General features: G+C 37.6%; 12 protein-coding genes and 1 pseudogene. 4 read left to right on the top strand and 9 right to left on the bottom strand.

The features are described 5' to 3' along the window. A pseudogene (locus tag J3U16_RS11635) lies at positions 1–703 on the top strand (hypothetical protein); the annotation flags it as partial. Between the two features lie 348 nt (positions 704–1,051). On the opposite strand, the gene J3U16_RS11630 reads toward J3U16_RS11635, so the two are convergent. Continuing rightward, positions 1,052–1,576, bottom strand: a complete 525-nt coding sequence (locus tag J3U16_RS11630; protein WP_267343138.1) for a methylated-DNA--[protein]-cysteine S-methyltransferase — start codon at positions 1,574–1,576, stop codon at positions 1,052–1,054. 150 nt (positions 1,577–1,726) lie between these two features. On the opposite strand from J3U16_RS11630, the gene J3U16_RS11625 reads away from it, so the two are divergent. Next, the gene (locus J3U16_RS11625) at positions 1,727–3,007 is read left to right on the top strand and encodes an MFS transporter (protein WP_267343137.1); all 1,281 of its coding nucleotides are present in this window, start codon (positions 1,727–1,729) and stop codon (positions 3,005–3,007) included. A 39-nt stretch (positions 3,008–3,046) separates the two neighbouring features. Here the strand turns inward: J3U16_RS11625 and J3U16_RS11620 are convergent, their stop codons facing one another. The 8 genes from J3U16_RS11620 to J3U16_RS11585 form a co-directional block, all read right to left on the bottom strand. Next, positions 3,047–3,811 (bottom strand): histidine phosphatase family protein, encoded by a 765-nt coding sequence (locus J3U16_RS11620; protein ID WP_065562679.1) that lies wholly within the window; start codon positions 3,809–3,811, stop codon positions 3,047–3,049. 14 nt (positions 3,812–3,825) lie between these two features. Further along, positions 3,826–5,166: an OprD family outer membrane porin gene (locus tag J3U16_RS11615; protein ID WP_267343136.1), complete on the bottom strand. Its 1,341-nt coding sequence runs from the start codon at positions 5,164–5,166 to the stop codon at positions 3,826–3,828. 137 nt (positions 5,167–5,303) lie between these two features. Further along, a complete protein-coding gene (locus J3U16_RS11610; protein ID WP_267343135.1) occupies positions 5,304–6,134 on the bottom strand; it encodes a histidine phosphatase family protein in 831 nt (276 codons plus the stop codon). Between the two features lie 65 nt (positions 6,135–6,199). Further along, positions 6,200–7,591 (bottom strand): glycoside hydrolase family 1 protein, encoded by a 1,392-nt coding sequence (locus J3U16_RS11605; RefSeq protein ID WP_267337853.1) that lies wholly within the window; start codon positions 7,589–7,591, stop codon positions 6,200–6,202. Between the two features lie 3 nt (positions 7,592–7,594). Continuing rightward, a complete protein-coding gene (locus J3U16_RS11600) occupies positions 7,595–9,463 on the bottom strand; it encodes a beta-glucoside-specific PTS transporter subunit IIABC (RefSeq protein WP_267343133.1) in 1,869 nt (622 codons plus the stop codon). Positions 9,464–9,648: 185 nt separating this feature from the next. Then, positions 9,649–10,488, bottom strand: coding sequence for a BglG family transcription antiterminator LicT (gene licT / locus J3U16_RS11595; RefSeq protein ID WP_267330705.1), 840 nt, complete (start codon positions 10,486–10,488; stop codon positions 9,649–9,651). Positions 10,489–10,660: 172 nt separating this feature from the next. Next, positions 10,661–12,529, bottom strand: a complete 1,869-nt coding sequence (gene htpG, locus J3U16_RS11590) for a molecular chaperone HtpG (RefSeq protein ID WP_065562674.1) — start codon at positions 12,527–12,529, stop codon at positions 10,661–10,663. Positions 12,530–12,745: 216 nt separating this feature from the next. Next, positions 12,746–14,119: a sodium-dependent transporter gene (locus tag J3U16_RS11585; protein ID WP_218058410.1), complete on the bottom strand. Its 1,374-nt coding sequence runs from the start codon at positions 14,117–14,119 to the stop codon at positions 12,746–12,748. A 324-nt stretch (positions 14,120–14,443) separates the two neighbouring features. Here J3U16_RS11585 and ubiG point away from each other — a divergent pair, with 324 nt between their 5' ends. Then, complete coding sequence (ubiG, locus tag J3U16_RS11580; RefSeq protein WP_065733928.1) at positions 14,444–15,148, top strand: bifunctional 2-polyprenyl-6-hydroxyphenol methylase/3-demethylubiquinol 3-O-methyltransferase UbiG; 705 nt, start codon at positions 14,444–14,446, stop codon at positions 15,146–15,148. Positions 15,149–15,270: 122 nt separating this feature from the next. Beyond that, positions 15,271–16,734 carry an IMP dehydrogenase gene (gene guaB, locus J3U16_RS11575; RefSeq protein ID WP_065733929.1) on the top strand — a complete coding sequence of 488 codons (1,464 nt, stop codon included), beginning with the start codon at positions 15,271–15,273 and terminating at the stop codon, positions 16,732–16,734. The last annotated feature ends 836 nt before the right edge of the window (positions 16,735–17,570 follow it).

The following is a 17,570-nucleotide window of genomic DNA, read 5'->3' as shown; positions in this document are numbered from 1 at the left end:
AGCTAAGGGTTTTCTCACTCAAGAAACAGACCCGTCACTTTACGGTAGAAACTTTCCTACAACTGGTGCTAACAAACTGTACTTTAATTTACTCATTAGTGGTGTCAGTCAGCCATTGTCTTGGTCTCCTGTTTCTCGTGGAGGTATCACAGCTACAATGACTAATCCTACTGCTACAAGCGTACGCGTTACTTTAACGGGTCCTTACGCTACCACATCCCAGCATAATTCAGACAATCCTGGTCGTATTTCTACTCCATCTTTGCCTCAGACCTTCGAGTTGGTCGGTCGTGATAGTAATGGTACTCCAGTCGTCAAATATGGTTTTACTTTGAAGCAGTGGTTCGTGAACACTGGTTCTGTGGAGAAAAATTATCCTGATACATTATCTTGGTGTAGTCGTATTGGTTATCGTCTTGTTGAGGTAAAGGATTTAACCAATGCATCTTGTCCTAACAACGATTTTGACTGTCGTGGTTCAGTCGGCGCCACCCCTTCCTCGTCTGGTAATCATTATATGCGACATATAGGTTCTGGTTTTTTCACGGAGTGGGGTCGTATGGACCATTACTCAGGCGCTGGCTTCGTCGACACTTGGTACTGGACTAGTGACCCGCGTGGTAGTAACCGGTTTGCCGTGTACCCAAACAGCGGTTACGTGGATTGGAACCACTTCTGCTACAGCCTATGCTCCTATCCTTAGTTCTTATTCCTTCGTCCTTAATCCTTAGACCGGGGGCGGGGGTGATAAAAAATAGTATTAGGTGATTAAAAGTAAGCTAAGAGTCAACGTCGTTTAGCCATAAAAAAAGCGATTTTGTGGCTTAGCGATGTTTGAGTTACCCGTCTTGGCGGGTTTATTTTTGAGGAGTTTTATCTTAGAAAAAAAGTTGAGGAGCGGGGTTTTTGGGTTCTAAATTCTACTTTGCAATGTTGTCTCGAATAAATAATTCCGCTTTAAACTATGGCGTTTTTTAGTAGCTGTGTTTTTCCATCAAAAAAAGTTGAGGAACGGGGTTTTTGGATTTTTTTGGCTAAAAAATATTTATCTTTAAATAGCGGTTCCTTTTTTGGGGACAAAAAAATCTTTTATATCGACTTGTTCATGTTCTAGCAACCACACCTTTTTATCAATTCCACCTGCATAACCTGTTAAGTTGCCATTTGTGCCTACTACGCGGTGGCAAGGGATAATGATGGAAAGGGGGTTGTGGCCGACGGCACCGCCGACTGCTTGGCTGGACATGTTGGCGCTGATTTGTTTAGCAATATCACCATAGGTAATCACCTTACCATAAGGGATTTGTACCAATATATCCCACACTTTATGTCTAAATTCGCTACCTTGTGGTGCTAGAGCCAATTTTGTGATAGCCGGTTTTTTGCCGGCAAAGTAGTCATCCAACCATTTTTTGGTTTGATTAAATATGGTTAAATTTGGCGCCTCTTCTTTTTGGGCGCTTAGCATTTGGCCAAAATATTTTTGTCCTTCAATCCAAACACCCACTAATTTATTGTGCTGACTTGCTAGGGTGATTTGCCCCAGTGGTGATGAATAATGACTGATGTAATACATATAAAATCCTTTTTAGTCGGTTATATTATTATAGCGAGTTCTTATATTGAGAATAGGGATATTACTTTTTTTATTTATGATGGTAAATGGATTGTTAACAACTATAATATTTGCACTTATTTAAAAAATAAAATAATTTTGGAATGAATGATGAATACTAAACCAGCCAATTCAATGTCGAACGTAGCGTTAGCTAGTTTTATCGGCACTGCAATTGAATTTTATGATTTTTATATTTACGCCACCGCTGCTGCGCTAGTGATTGGGCCGGTATTTTTTCCTGATAGTTCGCCATCGGCTCAAGCGTTGCAATCATTTGCAACGTTCGGTATAGCTTTTGTTGCAAGGCCTATTGGGGCGATTTTGTTTGGTCATTTTGGTGATCGCATTGGTCGAAAGTCCACCCTAGTTGTATCGCTTATTTTGATGGGCGTTGCTACGGCGTTAATTGGTTTGTTACCTGGGTATAGTGTGATTGGCTTTTGGGCGCCATTTTTGTTGTGTATTTTACGTTTGGCACAAGGCTTAGGTCTTGGTGGTGAGTGGGGTGGTGCAGCATTATTGGCAACGGAAAACGCGCCAAAAAATAAACGCGCTCTGTTTGGGATGTTTCCTCAGTTAGGCCCTTCGATTGGGTTTTTATTATCTAATGGGGTATTTTTATGTGTTACGCTTTCGCTGAGTAACGAGCAGTTTTTAGATTGGGGTTGGCGTATTCCTTTTGTTCTTAGTGCGGTTCTTGTGGTTATTGGTTTGTATGTCCGATTAAAATTAGTTGAAAGCCCCATTTTCACTCAAGCTTTAGCCAATAAAAAACAAGTTAAAATGCCAGTAATGAATATGTTTGTTCACCATTGGAAAGCGTTGACGTTAGGCTCCTTTTCGATGGTAGGTTGTTATACGCTTTTTTATATAACCACAGCCTTTTTATTGCAATATGGCACTAAATACTTGGGCATTGAAAAAGGTCATTTTTTAGGATTTTTGTGTGTAGCGATTGTATTTATGGCGATCGCTACCCCGATTTCTGCCCGACTTAGCGATAAATACGGGCGTAAGCCGGTCTTAATTGTTGGTTTAATGCTTGTTGCGCTATCTGGTCTGTTGATGACTCAATTTATGGCTAGTTGTAGTGAATTATTGGTGATGACCTATTTATGCTTATCACTATTTTTGATGGGGATTATTTTTGCGCCTATGGGGGCATTTTTACCCGAGATTTTTCCGACTAATATTCGTTATACCGGGTCGTCAGCAGCGTATAGTATTGGTGGGATTTTAGGGGCATCAATTGCGCCAATTATTGCTAATTATTTAGTGGCACATGGTAGTTTGACGTGGGTGGGCTATTATGTGGCGGTGGCGTCAATCATTAGTATCATCGCAACATGGTTGATTAAAGAGACATTAAATAGTGATTTTTCAAAGTAAAAAGTTAAAAGGCTCACTTCGGTGAGCCTTTTTTATCGATTATTTTACTGCTTTGCCTTTTTCGACATAGCTCATGTCACCTAATGATTCAACAATGAATTTGCCATCATCAGTGTAACGAATTTTAGTGACGCTCGCGTTACCTAGTCCACTTGTGATTGGTTTATCTAACATTTCTTCAACCATAGCCATAATTGCCATGCCGTGAGAAACAACAAGAACATTACCGCCACCTTGTTCTTGAGCTGATTTTGCAATTGCTCTTAATGATGCTTGCATACGTGTTTTAACGGCATTGTAGTCTTCTGCTTCGCCTGATTTTTCAACGGCTTTGATCGCATCCATCATTTTTTTAAGGGTGACTTTACCTTTAGCTAAATCAGCCATTAATGCTTTGTCAGACTCATAACCTAGGTGCTGTGCTGCGGGATTCCACATGTTGGGATCAAGATCGCCTTCAAAATCACCAAAACAGGTTTCTCGTAATCCTTCCATTTCGTTGATGCTTAATTTTGTATCACCTTTAGATTCAAGAACAATGCGCGCAGTTTGTCTTGCTCGGCCTGAATCGCTTGAATAGACCGAAATAAAGTCGATACCTTTTAAGCCACGACCAAGTTGCTGTGCCACTTCAATTCCCGGTTTTGTTAGTGGCGTGTCTGACCATCCTTGAGCACGATGGACGTTGTTGAACATGGTTTTACCATGACGGGTAAAATAGATATTCACTTCGGCAGCAAATGATTGTGCAATTGATGCGGTAAGGATAGCGGTTAATCCAATAAGTTTAATGAGTTTTTTCATAGTTTCTTCCTTTTCTATAATAAGTTGAATCGATAATCAATAACGGTTTCGGCTGACAGTGTTGGTGAACGTTGAGCTTTGCCGTCTCTTAATTTTGGCGTAATGTCTTTACTGCTTAAGGTTTTATAAGACCAACCATAACCAAATTTTGACAAAATAGATAGATTTTTAAATGTACCACTTGTTGGTTTAAAGATGTTAAACACGTTGATTTCGCCATTTTTTAAGGTTTCATGTTTGTAGTTAAATTCACCGTAGTTGAGATATAAACCTGTGGTATTGTCTTTAAAGAAGTCGTAAGTCAATATGCTTGAAAATACCAGTTCGCCATCACGCATATAGTCGGCTGCAGCTGCTGCCATACCGTTAAAACGTCCACGATTGTTTTTACCAATATGACGACCATAGTAACCGATAGCACCTTTGCGGTTAGCGTCAGTATAGGCGATACCGAATTTAGCACTCCAGTCGGCTTCTTTCCATTCAATGTCAGTGGCGTAATGCCATGCTGAATCATCAAAATCACGGACATTAGCTTTCATTTTGTCATGGTTTTTAAGTGCGGTACTACCGTAAATTTGTGAACCAAGAATAAGTTTATCCATCGGTTTATAAGAGAACTCGATAGCATGACGTTTGATGTAGTCTTTAGCAACGCCATAGGAGTAATCAAGTTTTACTATTTTGTCATTATACGCAATACCGGCCGTTTTGATATTATCAATGACGTGTTTTCTATCTAAGCTATAAAAATGCACTTTTTTCGATGATTCACGCGGGAAGGCGCTGTCGATATAAGCAAGTTGTAGCGCTAAGTTTGAATATTTTAATACGCCACTGTATCCCAAATAACTATAACGAGTTAAATGTTGTGATGAACTCATTACCCCCGTATCTTTTAAGCTATGCCATCCGACTTTACCATTAAAGTTGATATTTTTATTACCGAGTTTGACTTTGGCATAACGTTGAGTAAATTTGTTAAAACCATGCGCATTGTGTTTGTTTGGTTTTTTGCCTGAGTTATAGAGTAGGTTACGAGTTGCAAAGTAGTCACTAGCACCAAGTTTTATAACGTTATCATAGGTGAAATCAAAACCTAGGGTATCGAATAAATAACCCGATTTATAATTGAGCGTAAATGCTTGACCCCATGCACTATGGACTTCTTTAGGTTGGGATGCGTTTTCTTTTAAATACTTCCAATGGTTACGTGTTGAAAATTCAAATTTAGTATCTTTGAAAAAGGCATTATTCAAAAAGCCATTTTCACTATTGATTGAATTTGACTCAGCGGCAATAGCTGAAAAACACATGATGTTAAGTAATGCTAAGGAGACGTACTTTATTTTCATTATTATTTCCTATTTTTATAAATTTTTTTTCCAAAAAAAAACCTAAACACAACCCAAGCTATCAAGCTTGAGTCATATTTAGGTTTTGCCTGCAAAAGCAGTAACAATCCTATTCGACTAAATTTTACTAATTGTTTCTAATTTTGACGATTTTCACCGATATTTAATGATGATTTACCCTCATTAACATAGTCCATACTGCCAATTTCAACGACCTTATATTTACCATTTTGGTAAACAATTTTGACGACAGTTGCATTCGCAAATGGTCTGTTTTTAACAGGATTATCAGTTAAGTCATAAATCATTGCTTGAATCGACATGCCTGATGAGATCACCAATATATTTTTTTGATGCTTAGCCAGTGCGGTCTCTACAATAGTGTGGAGTGCGTTTTGAGTGCGCTCTTTAACTTGGGTAAAGTTTTCCGCTTCATGCTTAGGATCACTTTTGGCAATCGCTTCGGTTAACGTTGTTACTGGGATTTGCCCTTGTACATAACTTTTATAAAAGGCATCAACCGACTTGTAACCCAGTGATTTCATAGCTGCGGATACCATTTTCGCATTAGTACCGCCTTCAAATCCGCCGTAAAAAACTTCGCGTAGGCCTTTTAACTCTTGTATTTTGTAATGTTTTACCCCTTTTTGAGCTAACAACACTTGCATGGTTTCGCGTTGACGACCTGAATCGCTGGTGTAATAAGCATCAAATCTGATGTATTTCTTTTTAAAGCCTTCACCTAAATAACGCGCCGTTTCTATTCCTTTGTCGGTTAAGGGTGAATCGGCCCAGCCTTGTACTAGATCATAGGTATTGAATAACGTTTTACCATGCCTTGCAAAATAGATGGTAACCACATCATCACGATTAGCATTAAACCTACTGCTTGGTTGATTACTACATCCAGTCGAGAGTGCGGTCAACAACAGTAAACTGGTGGTGATTTTAATTATTTTATTTATCATCTTTATCCTCGTAATCTGCTCAGTACATTTGCGGTAATGCCAAGCAGACATTACCAGCATGATCATTATTTTAAAGTTGCACCTTTGGATGAAATCACAGACTGATACCAATAAAAGCTTTTCTTTTTATAGCGTTTTAATGAGCCTGAGCCATCTTGGTTTAGATCAACATAGATAAAACCATAACGTTTGGTGACTTCTGCTTTTGATGCACTAATGAGGTCAATTGGTCCCCAACTGGTGTATCCCATTACTTCAACACCGTCGTTAATAGCTTCGCGAATTTGCACTAAGTGATCGTTCATATAGTTAATACGATAATCATCATTAACCGTGCCATCTGCTTCAAGTTTGTCTTTGGCGCCTAAACCATTTTCAACAATAAACAGTGGTTTTTGAAAACGCTCATAAAGTAGGTTTAATAAGTAACGAATACCAACCGGATCAATCTGCCAGCCCCATTCAGATGCTTTAAGATGAGGATTTGGGACCATATCAAGAATATTACCTTTTTGACGGAGTGAATCGTCGGCTGTGCCACAACAACTCATATAGTAACTAAATGAGATAAAGTCGATGGTTTCTTTTAAATCTTCACGATCTTGATCGGTAATGGTTAGCTCAATATTGTTCTCTTTAAAGTAACGATTCATATAAGTTGGGTAGTAACCACGAGCCTGAACATCCCCAAAGAATAACCAACCATGATTTTCTACATGTGTCGCCCATACATCTTCTGGTTTTGGCGTAAGCGGGTAGGCGATAGCGCCAAGTAGCATATTACCGATTTTGGCATCAGGAATGATTTGATGACATAATTTTACCGCACGACCACTGGCAACTAATTGATGATGAATCGCTTGATAGATTTCGGCTTTAGTGCTGTTACGATCTAAGCCAACGCCAGTAAAAGGTTCGTGGAGTGACATATTAATTTCATTGAAAGTTAACCAATATTTCACTTTATTTTTATAGCGTTCAAATACTGTTTTGGCATAACGAGTAAAAAATTCGATGACTTTACGATTTCCCCATCCACCATATTGTGTGACAAGGTAGTAGGGCATTTCATAATGCGATAAGGTGACAAGTGGCGTAATGTTGTGTTTTAACATTTCGTCAAATAGTTTGTCATAAAACGCCAGGCCTTTTTCATTTGGTTGCTCTTCATCACCATTTGGAAAGATTCGGGTCCAAGCGATAGATGTTCTTAAACAGGTGAATCCCATCTCAGCAAACAGGGCAACATCTTCTGGATAGCGATGATAAAAGTCGATTGCCCGATCTTTAATACTGGTAATATCGACTTTATTGCGATCGACAATATCACCAAATAGACCATTAGGCGTGCAGTCAGATGTTGATAGCCCTTTGCCATCTTCACGATATGCACCTTCAACTTGATTGGCAGCAATAGCGCCACCCCATAAAAAATCACTAGGAAATGTATTTGCCATGTTTTACTCCTTTTTTGCACTTAACGCTAATAGCGCGTCACCTTGTTGAACGTCATCTTGTTTGAATATGCACTGCACATCGATATAGTCATCACTATTGGTAATAATAATTGGTGTGGTGACTTCAAAGCCGGCTTGTTTAATCGCTTCGATATCAAAGCTAACAAGTCTATCACCTTTTTTCACCTTTTGGCCGGCTTCAACATGCGCTTCAAAATGTTGCCCATCTAATTTAACCGTATCGATACCAATGTGAATAAGGATTTCTGCCCCTGATTGAGTTTGAAATCCGATAGCGTGTTTAGTTCTAAATAGCGAAACAACTTCACCATCTTCAGGCGCGACAGTTTCGCCAATGGTTGGAATAATTGCGGCACCTTTACCCATCAATCCGCTGGCAAAAGTTGGATCATTGACTTGATTTAAATCAATAAGTTTGCCGGTCATTGGACTTGAGATAGTATCGATCTGCGTTTGACTGTTTATTGGCGATTGTTCTGCATTATCCGCTTTTTTATCTTTAGGAATACCAAATAGATAAGTTACCACCAATGCAATTATAAATGAGACTATCGAACCGATTATGGCAGCAAAGAATTTATCATCCAAACCATCACTTGGAATCATTTGTAAAAATGCAAAGATACTGGTGAAGCTAAATGAGAAGATAACTGATTTGAAATAACCAATAATCGCACCGCCAGCCATGGCTGAGAGACAACCGATCACAAATGGGCGTTTTAATGGTAAGTTAACGCCATAAATTGCTGGTTCTGTTACCCCAAATACACCTGAGAGTGCTGACGAACTTGCCAACGCTTTAACTTGCGGATCTTTACTGCGCATCATCACCGCCAATACCGCACCGACTTGGGCAAATACCGCTGGGAATAAGATTGGTAACATAAAGTCTTGCTGATATACGGTAATATTATTTATCGCAAAAGGTACCAAGCCCCAATGGATACCAAACACAACCATTATTTGCCAAAGTCCTGCTAAAATCATACTGGCAATAACAGAATTAAGTTCATAAACATAAATAATGCCACTAGCAACAATGTTACATAAAAATGCAACGACTGGACCAATAAGCGCAAACGTTAATGGCACAGTAATGATAATACCGAGTAGGGGCGAAATGAATTTTTTAAATGAGTCATGCATGATTTTGTTGAAGTTACGTTCAAGCAATGAATAAAACCATGCTGCTAAAATTACCGGGAAGACTGAAGATTTATAAGGAATTAATTTAATGGGGATATTGAAAAATTCGGTTTGTAATTCAATTGCTTTTCCTAGCATCTCGGTAATATCCGGATAGACTAACGCGCCACCTATCGCCATTCCAACATAAGGATTACCACCAAATTTTTTAACCGCTGAAAAACCTAAAATGATCGGTAAATAATAAAATGGCGCATCAGCAATAGCGTTTAAAAAAGTAAATGTTGGCGTTTTTTCCTGAACAATGTCACAGACTTGTAATAGAGACACAATCCCTTTTAAAATACCGCCGGCAACCAGTACCACTAAAACTGGAATAAAAATGCTTGATACTAAATCAATCAGTCGTGACACAATCCCTTTTTTAGGTCCCGCTTCTTGAGGGGCGGGGGTGTTATTAAGGCTAGTGATATCCATAATTGCATTAAATACGTCAGCAACATTATTGCCGATAACGACTTGGAATTGTCCACCACTTTGAACGACAGTAATGACGCCAGTTTGTTTTTTAATTATTTCGGCATCTGCTTTTGATTCATCTTTCAATACAAAGCGAAGTCTGGTCGCACAGTGTACTAGACTGACGATGTTTTCCTGACCACCTACGTTCTCAATAATTGATTCAGCAATTTGTTTATTTTTCATAGCTTATCCTTATTTAAGCGCAAAAAAAAACCTAAACCCCAATAAATACGGGATTTAGGTTTTGCTTGCATCAATAAAATTAACCAATGCAATAACAATCCAAAAAAAGATTCCTTATTAAATTAACATAAAATAAATTAGCTTGTTGACAATTCATTCGTTAATTTGTGATGTATATCACATAATTATTTTTTTAATTCCGACCTCAATCGTTCAATATGAATAGTGAGATATAAACTTTCATCATCAGATAGCGGATGTTGATATTGTTGGATTAAATGGAGATCTATCTGTTTAGTGCAAAGATAAGCTTGTTCATATTTTTCACGGATAATCTCATACAACGAGGTATCTTGTTGTGCGGATTTACCTTTACTCAAAATGCGGTGCGCAAAAAACTTTAAATGGGTAACAAATCGTTGATAAGAAAGGCTGTTTTCGTCATATTCGAACCGAAAGTGATATTTTACGATATTTAAAATTTCACGCATGATTTTGGTCATATTAACAATATTGGGCATGGTATCGTTAAGCTCAGCATTGACAATATGAAATGTAATAAATCCTGCTTCATCTTCATGAAGCTCAACACCCAACCGTTTTTTAATGACATCTAAAGCGTACACACCGATTTCATACTCTTTAGGGTAGAATTTTTTTATCTCCCAGATAAAGTTATTCGGAATATCAAATCCTTGCTTATGCCGTTCAATGGCAAAATAGATATGGTCAGTTAATGAAATATAGATACTATCTTGTAATTTACTGCCTAAAAATTGTTTGGCATGATTGATAATAATATCGGATGTGGTGTGAACTTCGATTGGAATTTCAGAAAGCAGTTCAGCAAATTTGGGTAATATTTCTTGGTTATTTAAAGAAAACTGTTTTTCGATAAGTTTTGGGTCGATATCATCACCTTCCCGTTTTTTAAATCCTACTCCTCGACCCGTAACAATCAATTCATTCCCTTTGGAATCCAAAGTCACTACAACATTATTATTTAATATTTTATGAACTTTCATCTGACTCTGTCTAAATTTTAAGATTAATTTATTATCTATCGCAAAACGAAAATGGAAAGGAGGAATATAAAAAAGTGTGACTGACTTCATAAATTTGAGAAAAATAAATTGATTTTTCTCAAAAAAATAAACCCGATAGGCGAGCCATATCGGGTTTGGGTGAATAAATTAATTATTGTGCAAGTAGTTTATTCATTGTTTGAATAAATTTGCTTGGATCATTTAATGATCCTTTTTCAGCTAGTAACGCTTGATCTAATAGCAATTCAATCCAATCACTAAATGCGGTTTCGTCTTGCGTATCAGCAACACGTTTAACCAATTGATGATCAGGATTGATCTCAAAAGTATATTTTATCTCTGGTGCTTTTTGTCCTGCTGCTGCAAAGAGTTTTGCCATTTGCGTAGACATCTCGTCGGCAGCGGTAGTGACAATTGCTGGCGTATCAGTTAAACGATGTGTTAATTTAACTTCTTTAACTTTATCGCCTAATACTTTTTTAACACGTTCGATAAATGGCTCAAGTTCTTTTTCGACTTGTTTTTGCTCATCACTATTTTGATCAGCTAACTTCTCGATTGACTCGTCAGATTTACTGATTGATTGGAACTGTTTACCATCAAATTCAGTTAAATTGCTCATCATCCACTCGTCAATACGATCAGATAATAATAAGACTTCAATGCCTTTTTTGCGGAATAGCTCAAGGTGAGGACTATTTTTCGCTGCGCCATAACTATCAGCAGTGATGTAATAGATCTTCTCTTGGCCTTCTTGCATACGGCTAATGTAATCGTCTAAAGATACAGTTTGCGCCTCGCTATCACTTTGTGTTGTTGTAAAGCGTAATAATTTCATAATCGCTTCACGATTAGCATAGTCTTCACCAGTACCTTCTTTTAAGACTAAACCAAATTCACTCCAAAATTGTTGATATTGTTCTTTATCATCTTTGGCAAGTTTATCTAGCATTTGTAAAACACGTTTAGTACAAGCATTACGAAGATTTTGTGTCACTTTATTATCTTGTAATATTTCGCGTGATACATTTAATGGCAAATCATTTGAATCAATTAAGCCTTTTACAAAACGTAAATAATTAGGCATAAATTGTTCAGCATCATCCATAATAAACACACGTTGTACATAGAGTTTTAAACCGTGTTTATTGTCACGATTCCACATATCCCAAGGTGCTTTAGATGGAATATAGAGCAAACTAGTGTACTCTTGTTTACCTTCAACACGGTTGTGGCTCCAGCTTAGTGGATCGGCAAAATCATGTGAAATATGTTTATAAAATTCTTTATACTCTTCATCACTCACTTCTGATTTGCTTCGTGTCCAAAGTGCTTGGGCTTTGTTGACTTTTTCCCACTTAACTTCATTTTCTTCAGTAGTTTGGACTTCAACCGGTAATGAGATGTGATCTGAATATTTGCTAATAATTGAACGTAGACGCCAATCATCTAAAAACTCTTTTTCATCTTCTTTTAAATGTAAAATGATTTCAGTACCGCGACTCTCTTTTTCTGTATCAGAAATCGTGTATTCACCTTCACCAGCTGATTCCCACATCACTGCTTCATCGGCTTTAGCTGTTGCAGCACGGGTTTTTACTGTCACTTTATCGGCAACAATAAAGGCAGAATAGAATCCAACACCAAATTGACCAATTAATTGGCTGTCTTTCGCTTGATCACTACCAATGGATTCTAAAAAGGCTTTGGTACCTGATTTGGCAATCGTACCTAAGTTTTCAATGACTTCATCACGAGTCATCCCAATACCATTATCTGCAATGGTTAATGTGCCAGCTTCTTTATTTGTTGAAATGCGAACACCAAGCTCAGCATCACCCGCATATAAATCTGCATTTTCAAGTGCTTTAAAACGGAGCTTGTCGGCTGCGTCAGATGCATTTGAAATAAGTTCTCTTAAAAAAATCTCTTTGTTTGAATACAAAGAGTGAATCATTAAATGCAGAATTTGTTTAACTTCGGATTGAAATCCACGCGTTTCTGTTCCTTGCTTACTCATTGACTAATACCTCAACTATTTTTACCAATTAAAAGTGATCGATACATTTTAATTGATTAACTTTGACATAATGTTTTGATTAATTGTTGTATTGCTATATGGGAATTAAAAAAAGAATTTCAAGAGGAGAGGTTATGATAAACCGTTGATTGGTGATTTTTTAATTGATTAAAAAAAAGCCCTGATAATGTATCAGGGCTATTGATGATAATTTAATTATCGAGTTTCTGGTAAAAAGCCACAAACTAAAATAAGAACAACGGCAACTGGAATAATTACGCGAGTTAAAATCGTCCAAACGCCAAACCAGAAGCTATTTAAGTTAAGCTCTTTACGAATGACTTTTTGGTTCATCATCCAAGCACCAAAGATAACAGTACCTAATCCTGTCACAGGTAACATAATCTTACTTGTGAGGTAATCAAGCAGATCGAAAATATTTTTATCAAATAGTTTCAGGTCTGCCCATTCATTGAATGATAAAATACAAGCGATACCTAATGCCCAAATTAATACACTACTAACCACTGTTGCGGTTTTACGACCCATGTGCGTTTTTTCTTCTAATAACTCTACCGTAGGCTCAAGTAATGATATTGATGAGGTTAACGCAGCAAAAGTTAGGAAGATAAAGAATAAACAACCTAAAATTGAACCTGCTGCCATATTACCAAAAGCAATAGGTAACGTTACAAAGATCAGACCAGGACCAGAACCCGCTTCTAAACCATTAGCAAATACTAATGGGAAGATCGCCATACCTGACAACATCGCAACGATAACATCTAAGATAACAACGGTGCGAGCAGTAGAGATTAAGTTCACATCCTTACCAAGATATGAACCGTAAGCCATCATAATCCCCATACCTAATGATAAGCTGAAGAATGCATGACCTAAAGCCGCTAAAATGGCAGTACCATTTAATGCTGACCAGTTTGGTGTGAATAAAAAGTCAAACGCTTGACCAAATGATGATCCACTAACGATGGCTGCATAAGCAACTAAAACCAATAATAAAATACCAAGGCCAGGCATCATTACCTTACAAGCACGCTCTAAACCAGCGCCAACACCCATCGCAACAATAATGGTATTGGCTGCCATAAACACCGTATGCCAAATCAACAAGCTAGAGGTATTACCAAGAAAACCTTTGAAGATTTGCGCCGTTACGGCACCATTCGCACCATTAAATGTACCATTGATAGCTAAAAAGATATAATCGGTAGCCCAACCGCCAATTACACTATAAAACGAGAGAATTAAAAATGAGCCAAGTACGCCGATAATCCCAACCCAGCGCCACAATTTTGAGCGACCTTCTGAAACAGCAACATCTTCCATGGTATGGATTGGATTTTTTTGCCCGCGACGGCCAATTAACCACTCTAAAACTAGAATAGGCAGACCAATAACAAACATAAATAGTAAATAGGTAAGCACGAATGCTGAACCACCCATTTCTCCTGCCATGTATGGAAATTTCCAAATGTTACCTAAACCCACAGCAGAACCCGCAGCTGCAAGCATGAATCCCATGCGAGAGCTCCACTGTGAATGACTTTTCTTCATAGTACCTGTACTCATGAATATATTTTCCCTTGAGTTTTTGATTAAATATTTAATTTCTAGCATCAGCCTAGGCTGAACTATTTTTTTATTAGATAAATTAAGCGCTAAATCATGCCATGAATTAAGCCCATAGACAAGAAAACATTACCATTTATAGTTATAGCCAATGAAAAAATTAAACCTATATCGCTAAGTAAAACAGAGTTTTTAAGTGGTTTAGTATAGAAATTATGAGTAATAAAAAAAGTTGAGGAGCGGGGTTTTTAAAACGGTTTGATATTGCTAATCATCAACTCATCGCATATATTACATCAATTCCCATTTTTGATAAGAATACCCATGACACAAAACATCGATTTAAACGAGATAGATAAGTTTGCCAAGTTGGCTGCACAATGGTGGGATCCAAATGGCCAATGCAAACCATTGCATATCATCAATCCATTGCGAGTTGATTACATTAAATCAAACGATTTGAATCAAAAAAATGTATTAGATGTTGGTTGTGGTGGGGGAATATTGTCTGAAAGTTTAGCCAAGTTAGGTGCAAATGTAACCGCTATCGATCTGGCTGATGAATCATTAGCAGTAGCAAAATTACATGCCGAGCAAAATGGTCTTTCTATCAACTACCAAAAACAAACCGTTGAAGAGCACGCCACACAGTATCCATCACACTATGATGTGATAACTTGTATGGAGATGTTAGAGCATGTGCCTGACCCATTTTCTATTATCAATGCCTGCGCAAAACTGCTCAAACCGAACGGAAAACTCTACTTATCGACCATCAACCGTAACCATAAAGCAAAACTTATGTTGATTTATGGCGCTGAATATATAGCGCGCTTAGTGCCAAAAGGGACTCATGATTTTAATCGTTTTATCCGTCCTTCTGAATTAATGACTTGGGTTGAACAAGCGCATTTAACGGTTAAAGATATTATTGGAATGGAATATCACTTACTCAGCAATCAATTCCGTTTAGGTCGTAATGTTGATGTAAATTATATTTTGATGGCTCAAAAAGACGAGCTCAATTAAAAGTGGGTGATTGATTATCGCCTAAAAATAAATATCAAATTCTACTAGTCTTTTATATCGAATGTGAGTAGAATACATCGGCAATATTTTATCAACAATCCAACTCAATGGTGAATATTGTCATGTCTCGTATAGTTAAAGAAGCCCTCACGTTCGATGATGTTTTATTAGTTCCAGCCCATTCAACTGTTTTACCTAATACTGCTGATATTACAACTCAACTAACGCAAACCATCAAATTAAACATTCCAATGCTATCTGCTGCCATGGATACGGTAACCGAAGCTGAACTGGCTATTGCCCTTGCTCAAGAAGGTGGCATTGGTTTTATCCATAAAAATATGCCAATTGAAGTTCAAGCTGAGCATGTAAAGCGTGTTAAAAAACATGAAAGCGGAATTGTTCAAGATCCCGTAACAGTACTACCAACAGCAACTATTCAACAAGTAATCGATCTTGCTAAAGAATATGGTTTTGCAGGGTTTCCGGTTGTGACAGAATCACAAGAGTTAGTCGGTATTATCACTGCTCGAGATGTTCGATTTGCAACTGACTTATCACTATCTGTAACTGCGGTAATGACACCTAAAGAGCGCTTAGTCACCGTTAAAGAGGGCGAATCTCGAGAAAGTGTACTGCAAAAAATGCATGAACATCGTGTTGAAAAGGTTTTAGTGGTTGATGATAGATTCCACTTAAAAGGCATGATAACCGTTAAAGATTACAATAAAGCAGAACAAAAACCTAATGCATGTAAAGACGAAAAAGGTCGCTTACGTGTCGGCGCAGCAGTGGGTGCGGGTGCGGGTAACGAAGAGCGTATTGCTGCTTTGGTTGAAGCCGGCGTTGATGTTTTACTTATCGACTCATCACATGGCCATTCAGAAGGGGTACTTGAACGCATTCGCCAAGCAAGACAAGCCTATCCAAATTTACAAATTATAGGTGGCAACGTTGCTACGGGTGAAGGCGCAAAAGCGCTAATTGATGCAGGCGTGAGTGCGGTAAAAGTGGGTATTGGACCGGGTTCAATTTGTACCACGCGTATCGTCACTGGGGTAGGGGTACCGCAAATTAGTGCCATTATGGACGCTGTTGAAGTAGCTAAACAACACAATATTCCAGTTATTGCTGATGGTGGCATTCGTTTTTCAGGTGATATTGCTAAAGCTATTGCCGCTGGTGCATCTTGCGTTATGGTTGGTTCAATGTTTGCCGGAACTGAAGAAGCACCTGGCGAAATCGAACTATTCCAAGGCCGTGCTTATAAATCTTATCGCGGTATGGGTTCACTCGGTGCGATGGCAAAAGGATCATCGGATCGCTACTTCCAATCAGATAATGCTGCCGATAAGCTAGTGCCAGAAGGTATTGAAGGCCGAATTGCTTACAAAGGTTTATTAAAAGAAATCATCCACCAACAAATGGGTGGATTACGCTCATGTATGGGGCTAACGGGTTGTGGAACTATCGATGAGTTACGCACAAAATCGAAGTTCTACCGCATTACTGGCGCAGGTATGAAAGAGAGTCATGTTCATGACGTTCTAATCACTAAAGAGCCACCTAATTATCGAGCGGGTTAATCAATAAATATAAATAAAAAAAGGATTCAGTGTAATCCTTTTTTTATGAATAAAATTTGCTTTAAAAAAAAGTTGAGGAGCGGGGTTTTCTAAGCCTCAAAAAATATTATTTTTATAACCCTTTTTTTAATCAAAAAATAAAATAATTAAAAATCATAACGTTAAAAAGATATTAAAAAAAGGTTTTTTAAAACGCCAAATGCCCTTTGCCTTTTTGCAAACAACGATTATAGTATGTCTTGTTCTAAGTTTATGCCGTGTAGGCAGTTTAGAAAACTCAGCATGATGCGCCAGCAATTTCAGCAGTGGTTTATGCCGTGTAGGCAGTTTAGAAAATTTATCTCATAATTCTGTTATTATTTATCATGGTTTATGCCGTGTAGGCAGTTTAGAAAAACTCAGCAAATATGCCGTTTCCGTTGCAAGTTGGTTTATGCCGTGTAGGCAGTTTAGAAAGTGATAATGCGAGAAACTACTCATGAATATATGGTTTATGCCGTGTAGGCAGTTAATAAAATATAATTTTCGAATCAATCAACATCAGTCAGTTTATTCAGTGCAGATAATATCCCGTTTCTTAAAAAGTTGAGGAGCGGGGTTTTTGGGGTTTCAAATTTCATTTAAAAAATTATTAAAATATCAAAATCACTAAATTTCTAATTCAAAGCCCTAAAATAAAATTTTGAGGATCAATCACCCTAATTTTAAAGATTTGTAATTACAATATATTTAAATAAAACAGCAATTAACTAATTATAAATTAGATCCTTTTTAGATCCTATTTACAAAAGTTAACGTAAATGAGCGAAAAAAAGTGTTGCATCGTGTTTTTCCAA

Origin of the sequence: Gilliamella sp. B3023, assembly GCF_026536845.1 — a bacterium.
Lineage (GTDB): Bacteria > Pseudomonadota > Gammaproteobacteria > Enterobacterales > Orbaceae > Gilliamella > Gilliamella apicola_E.
This window is presented reverse-complemented; position numbering and strand designations above follow the sequence as displayed.

What these genes read in the sequence shown, in the direction of transcription:
- J3U16_RS11630 (WP_267343138.1), bottom strand. Translation starts at nt 1,576, where the DNA reads ATGTATTACATCAGTCATTATTCATCACCACTGGGGCAAATCACCCTA.
- J3U16_RS11625 (WP_267343137.1), top strand. Translation starts at nt 1,727, where the DNA reads ATGAATACTAAACCAGCCAATTCAATGTCGAACGTAGCGTTAGCTAGT.
- J3U16_RS11620 (WP_065562679.1), bottom strand. Translation starts at nt 3,811, where the DNA reads ATGAAAAAACTCATTAAACTTATTGGATTAACCGCTATCCTTACCGCA.
- J3U16_RS11615 (WP_267343136.1), bottom strand. Translation starts at nt 5,166, where the DNA reads ATGAAAATAAAGTACGTCTCCTTAGCATTACTTAACATCATGTGTTTT.
- J3U16_RS11610 (WP_267343135.1), bottom strand. Translation starts at nt 6,134, where the DNA reads ATGATAAATAAAATAATTAAAATCACCACCAGTTTACTGTTGTTGACC.
- J3U16_RS11605 (WP_267337853.1), bottom strand. Translation starts at nt 7,591, where the DNA reads ATGGCAAATACATTTCCTAGTGATTTTTTATGGGGTGGCGCTATTGCT.
- J3U16_RS11600 (WP_267343133.1), bottom strand. Translation starts at nt 9,463, where the DNA reads ATGAAAAATAAACAAATTGCTGAATCAATTATTGAGAACGTAGGTGGT.
- licT (WP_267330705.1), bottom strand. Translation starts at nt 10,488, where the DNA reads ATGAAAGTTCATAAAATATTAAATAATAATGTTGTAGTGACTTTGGAT.
- htpG (WP_065562674.1), bottom strand. Translation starts at nt 12,529, where the DNA reads ATGAGTAAGCAAGGAACAGAAACGCGTGGATTTCAATCCGAAGTTAAA.
- J3U16_RS11585 (WP_218058410.1), bottom strand. Translation starts at nt 14,119, where the DNA reads ATGAGTACAGGTACTATGAAGAAAAGTCATTCACAGTGGAGCTCTCGC.
- ubiG (WP_065733928.1), top strand. Translation starts at nt 14,444, where the DNA reads ATGACACAAAACATCGATTTAAACGAGATAGATAAGTTTGCCAAGTTG.
- guaB (WP_065733929.1), top strand. Translation starts at nt 15,271, where the DNA reads ATGTCTCGTATAGTTAAAGAAGCCCTCACGTTCGATGATGTTTTATTA.